This is a genomic window from Rhodococcus sp. C26F (assembly GCF_053345925.1).
Genome location: NZ_JBKFBA010000091.1, coordinates 1 through 5,819 on the forward strand (window position 1 = coordinate 1; position 5,819 = coordinate 5,819).

The 5,819-nt window shown below is 63.5% G+C and carries 6 protein-coding genes; 3 read left to right on the plus strand and 3 right to left on the minus strand.

Annotated elements, in window-relative coordinates:
* Window positions 1–148 precede the first annotated feature (148 nt).
* Window positions 149–424, plus strand: a complete 276-nt coding sequence (locus ACLBYD_RS30370; RefSeq protein ID WP_447819357.1) for a hypothetical protein — start codon at window positions 149–151, stop codon at window positions 422–424.
* A 143-nt stretch (window positions 425–567) separates the two neighbouring features.
* The gene (locus ACLBYD_RS30375) at window positions 568–1,488 is read left to right on the plus strand and encodes an SDR family oxidoreductase (RefSeq protein ID WP_447819358.1); all 921 of its coding nucleotides are present in this window, start codon (window positions 568–570) and stop codon (window positions 1,486–1,488) included.
* A 70-nt stretch (window positions 1,489–1,558) separates the two neighbouring features.
* On the opposite strand, the gene ACLBYD_RS30380 is transcribed toward ACLBYD_RS30375, so the two are convergent.
* The 3 genes from ACLBYD_RS30380 to ACLBYD_RS30390 form a co-directional block, all read right to left on the minus strand.
* Window positions 1,559–1,936, minus strand: coding sequence for a hypothetical protein (locus tag ACLBYD_RS30380; protein WP_447819359.1), 378 nt, complete (start codon window positions 1,934–1,936; stop codon window positions 1,559–1,561).
* A 268-nt stretch (window positions 1,937–2,204) separates the two neighbouring features.
* Complete coding sequence (locus ACLBYD_RS30385; protein WP_447819360.1) at window positions 2,205–2,972, minus strand: aspartate dehydrogenase domain-containing protein; 768 nt, start codon at window positions 2,970–2,972, stop codon at window positions 2,205–2,207.
* Between the two features lie 221 nt (window positions 2,973–3,193).
* Window positions 3,194–4,063 (minus strand): helix-turn-helix domain-containing protein, encoded by an 870-nt coding sequence (locus tag ACLBYD_RS30390; RefSeq protein ID WP_447819361.1) that lies wholly within the window; start codon window positions 4,061–4,063, stop codon window positions 3,194–3,196.
* Between the two features lie 355 nt (window positions 4,064–4,418).
* Between ACLBYD_RS30390 and ACLBYD_RS30395 the strand changes: the two genes are divergently transcribed.
* Window positions 4,419–5,510 (plus strand): IS110 family transposase, encoded by a 1,092-nt coding sequence (locus tag ACLBYD_RS30395; RefSeq protein WP_447816405.1) that lies wholly within the window; start codon window positions 4,419–4,421, stop codon window positions 5,508–5,510.
* Window positions 5,511–5,819 lie beyond the last annotated feature (309 nt).

The window sequence follows — 5,819 nt, forward strand, 5'->3', positions numbered from 1 at the left end:
TTACTCGCATGCCCTTCCGGCGGGGTCTCTGCTCCTCGCGGCCACTTCTCTAGGCCGGAACCCTCGATAACCAGCTGACGGGGTGAATTTCGGGGTGAAGTCCACCTGATTGCGTAACAAGAGTGGAACTTGGACCGTTGTCCAAATCGTGCATTGGATTCTCTGGGTGCTGCTCGGGTGGGCCGTCGTGTCCGTTGCCGCTGCGATGATTCTCGGTCGGATCATCCGCGTGCGCGACGAACGCGAAGCCCCTGCCGAGCGCTGGTCGGCTCTCGGCCTGGCCGCCCGTCCCGTCCGACGAGAAGCTCACTCGCCGGTCGAGGGGGAGCGAGCATCACCGAAGGGGATTCGCTATCGGAGGCGCGGCACCGAGCGACGCAGGTACACCTTCGGGAAGCATGCGCGTCGGGTGGACAAGCCCTGACCGTTCTCTGTGAGCGCTCGTCCGAGTCCCCGTCGTGGAAGAAGTCGCCGAGGTGCCAGGGTTTGCGGATCCACCGCCCCGGGAAGCCACTTGCAACAACCTTTCGAGCACTTCGAACCACCACCGATTCACAGGCGGCATTCATGGCTGAACAAGACGTGCACACCAATAAGACCGATCAACTGAAGTTCCAGGACCCCACTTCTCGCTATCCGTCCATCTCCCCTCCGAAGCAAGACCAGCCCGAGCCGGGGCTCGACGCCGACATGGTGCCCAAGGCCGATATCGGCGAGTTCTCGTACCGAGGCACGGGCCGGCTCGAAGGACGTAAAGCACTGATCACCGGTGGTGACTCGGGCATCGGCGCTGCTACTGCCATCGCGTTCGCGCGGGAGGGTGCCGACGTCGCGATCTCGTACCTGCCGGACGAAGAACCCGACGCCAAGAACGTCGCCCGCATCATCACCGAAAGCGGTCGCAAGGCAGTTACTCTCCCGGGCGATCTGACGGATGTCTCGTTCTGCTCCGAGGTCGTGAACCAGGCGGTCGAACAGCTCGGCGGACTGGACATCCTGGTCAACAATGCCGGCAAGCAGATTGCCGTCGAAGGGTTGGATGATCTGCCCGACGATCAGCTCGAGCAGACCTTCCAAGTGAACATCCTCGCGATGTTCCGCACCACGCGTGCTGCATTGAAGCATCTGCAGCCGGGCTCGACGATCATCAACACCACGTCGATCGTGGCGTACCAGCCGTCGCCGACCCTGATCGACTACTCGTCGACGAAGGCCGCGATCAACAACTTCACGAAGAATATGGCGACCCAGCTGGCGGAGAAGGGCATTCGCGTGAACGCGGTTGCGCCCGGACCGATCTGGACGCCATTGCAGCCCTCGGACGGTCAGCCGAAGGAAGAGCTGCCCGAGTTCGGGCAGAACACTCCACTCGGACGTGCGGGGCAGCCGACCGAACTGGCGCCGGCCTACGTGTTCCTGGCGTCGCCGGAATCGAGCTACGTGGTAGGAGCGACGATCCACGTCAACGGTGGGATGCCGTCGCCGTAGAACGCGCCGTAATCAACGAATAGTGCGCGCCAGTGAATCTCCACTGGCGCGCACAATTCGTTCTGGAGTTTCAGACTGCGCTGGATACAGCGTGCCGGTAAGTGCTTCCCCGGGCTGCCGAGATCGGCACGACAGAAGCAACGTCGGCCGAGGTTTCCGCCAGCGCGGCGAGGATCTGCTCGGGGCCGGCGCATGTGCTTGCACACGTGACCCCTTGCGTCCGGAGCTTCTGCAATGTGAGTGCCTCGGCAGCGGTGCAGTAGCCGTCCAGAATGTCCTCGGTCAGGATTGCGTAGTGCACTTCGCCTTCGAAGGCGGTAGTGGTTTCGATGCCTGCGAGAGTGAGGCGCTTCTGCAGTTCTTCCCACCGGTCGAGTGCTGCCGCGTTGGAGGGGGTGCCGAGAAAAAGTACCCGTGCCGGTCGGTCCGAAAGCGATGTTGTCGTCACAGGCTGCTCCAGGGTGCGAGTAGGTCAGGTGAAACCGAATTGCCACTCCCGGTAGGGAGTTACACCTTCACCTGTGAAATGTGTTGTTTCACACTGTGTACAGCACCCGTTCACGCTCCGCTACCCGACCGGTCATCAGGAAACACGAATGTGACGGAAGTGGTTACGATTCCGCCCGCGTATTTGGGACTTTCGTCCCGAAATTCTGCTCCAAACACGCGAAAGCGACAATCTTTCTCGTTGAAGCGTTCGGAACCTCTTGGGTCAGCTACTCCCTGCGGGGAGGCCCGAGCACGACCGCGCCGGGGCCGATCCCGAGCGGTAGCGCAGCGAGAACCTCGATCACCGACCAGGCAGTGATCGCAGATGTGCGCCCGCTCGATGCCGGGTCGATCGCGTTCTCGAACGTCAGCTCGTACCGGCCGAGCGGCGACTCCCACTCGACGACGTGGCGCGTGCTTGCAGCGGCTGGGTCGGCAATGACCACCACCTCGACCCGATCGAGCCCGAGCGTCGCGAGGGCGAGAGCCACCGACGAATTCGAGGTTCGCGGAAAGGCCAGCGCAGCCTCTCGGGCAGATCCTCTGAAAACGGTGCGTTCTGCGTCCAGACGTTCTTCGATGCCGAGCGCACTGGGTCGCTTGATCGTGGTGTGGGTGAGGCGCGCATCGCGGGTTCCTGCACGTGTCGCTGCGGCCAAAACATCGAAGCCGCCGATCGCGCCTGTCGGGAGCAGTACACGTCCTGGTCCGGCGCCGAACGATTCCACATCGAAATCGCGCTCGGCAAAGACACCGCATGAGCAGACGATGATGTCCTTACCGCGTTTCACCACCTCGGGTACCAGGGCCCGAGCGGCGTCGACCGTGGCAGCTTCCACCACGATGTCGGCGACGTCGAATGCGGCGGAGGCCTCCTCAGGGCTGCTTCGTGAGTCCAACACGGCCGCGAGGCTCACATGCGGCACCACGTCCTCGCGCAAGGCGTCGATCACCGTCTGTCCGATCGCACCGGTCCCGACAACGCACACTGCCACCGGACGATGTTCGATTTCTTCGGGTGCCAGTTGCCTCACGTCCTCTGCGGCATGATGCCGCTCGTTTCCACGAAATACGGGCTCATGGTACCGAGAGAAGGAATCGGCGATGTCTGATTCGCGACGTCGTCGTATCACTCGCAGTACCACTCAAGGGATCGGAATGTGTTGCTATGAGGGCAACTACGGCGCCAGTGCACTGACGACAGCGGCAAGTGTGCTCATGCTGCCAAGAGCATCGTCTCCTGAGGTGAAGTGGGAATCCTGTGCGACGCCACTTGGCGGCATGGACACCGCACTGCACGCCCGAGTTCGTCGTCGGGCAACCAGCCGTACTCATCGCACCGGCCGCATCGTGGCGGGAGTTTCGGGCGGGGTGGTTGCAGTGACTGCCAGATCGGGATCCATGCTGCTGCGGAGCGAGCCGGGTCCCACGGTCGATGGCATTCGAGCGCGGCGCGGACAAGAGCATCTACGCCGTGAGTGCTGATCGATTGCTCGACGAGGGTGCGCTTCGCCGGTGTCAGGGTGTCGAACTGTGCAGACAAGCCGGCCCGGCGGCACGCCGTGGCCAATCGGTCGATGGGAGATGGCTGCTGCTCACGTGTTGCATCGCGGGTGCGAATTGTCGGGCGGGGGAGTGCAGCAGGTTCATTTGTTGGTTCAAGGACGGTTCGGGTGACCGGGGTGTCACCTCGCTCGGTCGTTCCTGTCACCCCGTGGCGCTTCGTCTTGTCATCTCGTTCAGGGCTGCGGGGTGACGACGTGTCACCCCGCTTCATGGACAGGTTGTACAGGACTGGGCGGCGGTCCTCGCGAGGGATTGTCGCTGCAATTCGCTCTTGATCGCCTTTGGAAATGAGGCCGAGAGCGGCCAGCGCCTTCAGGCAACGCTGCACTTGGCGTTCGCTGATGCGGGCGTACCCGGCGAGCTTCCGCACGGACGGATACGCATCCGCACCATGTCGGGACGCGTGATTGGCCAGGCCGAGTAGCACCACTGTCAGCGCCGGCGCCGAGGGCATGCCGGCTGGAGTGGGGGACGGAATCTCGGCGCGTTCGAGTGCCCAGGTGATCGCTTCGATGCTCACGATGCCACCTGCGCATGGGTATGCTGACGCATGTTCGACTCCTACTTAGACGATATGGAGTGACACACCGCTTGTTCGTGGGGGTTTCGCTCCTCTTGGTGAGCCGGTACGTCCCTCGGTCGATGAGGGCGCGCTCAGCGCAGGGGTCGATGTCAACGTCGTTCATGCTCGCTGCGCTGCGCGTGCTCCACGTTGACATCACGGCCTGCGTTGAGCGGATACGCGATGATCGAGGGACGCCCCGATGACTGTGGCCCCACCTCGGCCAGGCCGAGGCCTCACGCACAAGATTCGTGGGTTACCGAGCAGACAAAGCCCGTCTGTCCGGCCTATCCGACAATTGTGGGAGGCCCCGGTGTTTACCGAGCGTACGAGCGTTGGACTGGACGTGCACGCACGTTCGGTCGCGGCAGCGGCCATCGACAACGTCACCGGCGAAGTGTTCCAAACCAAACTGACGCCGTCCTACGACCACATCCGGTCCTGGATCGCGGATCTTCCGAGTCCTGCAGCAGTGACCTACGAGGCCGGCCCGACCGGCTTCGGACTGTATCGAGCGTTGACGGACGCGCAGGTGCGGTGTGAAGTGGCCGCCCCGTCCAAACTGCAGAAACCGGCTGGAGACCGAGTCAAGACCGATACCCGAGATGCGCTACACCTGGCCCGGTTGCTGCGACTCGACGAGATCTGCACGGTGTCGATCCCCACCGTGGATCAGGAAGCGGCCCGCGATCTCGTGCGGGCCCGAGAGGATTGCCGCGGCGATCTGATGCGGGCCCGTCACCGCCTGTCGAAACTGCTCTTGCGGCATGGCATCGTCTACTACGGCGGAGCGGCGTGGACCGGAGTGCACGATCGATGGCTGCGCACCGAGGCAGCACCACAGCTGACCGCGGCGGCGACCAGGATGGCGTTCGACGCCGACTACGAGCATGTCCTCACGATGCAGGCCCGGCGTCGGCGTCTCGATACGGCGATCGAAGAGATGGCTGCCGCAAGTGAATTCACCCCGGTGGTGCGCCGGATGTGCTGTTTGCGTGGGGTGGGTACCTTGACCGGGTTCGGTTTGGCGGTGGAGATCGGCGACTGGAACCGGTTCACCGGCAATACCATCGGTTCGTTCGTCGGATTGGTGCCGTCGGAGTACTCGTCCGGTTCGTCACGGGTGCAGGGGTCGATTACGAAGACCGGCAACACCCATGCGCGTCGCCTGCTCGTGGAAGCTGCCTGGCATCACCGACCTCGATATTCCGTCGGGGCGGTGATGCGGTCGCGGTGGGATCAGGCCCCGGCAGCGGCCCGTGTCCGTGGTGACGAGGGTAATCGTCGCCTGCACGGCCGGTGGGTAGGGTTCCTCGAGCGCCGGAAACGGCCGGTGATTGCGAACGTGGCGATCGCGCGTGAGCTGGCGGGCTGGTGCTGGTCGTTGGCGGTGATGGACTGCTGATCGTCCCCTGAACTGCTTCGCCGGCGAGCTCGGTGATGACAAGCGCGTGGATCGACCCGCGATCCGACTATGAGCAGGTCTCTCGGGGCCGACGCTCGATTTTAGACACGCGGATGCGATCCTGCCGAACACCGTCCTGCGGTAGCCAATCCGCGTATATCAGTCTGACCGCGCGTCGTTTTATCGACACGCTCACCATAGGGCTTGGTGGCGAAGCGTAGAGGCGTCCCCGGGGCCGCTCCCCGGTGGCGCCTCACTCTGCTCTCTTGACAAACTTCTCGACATATCAGTCGGACATCCGGCCCGTCG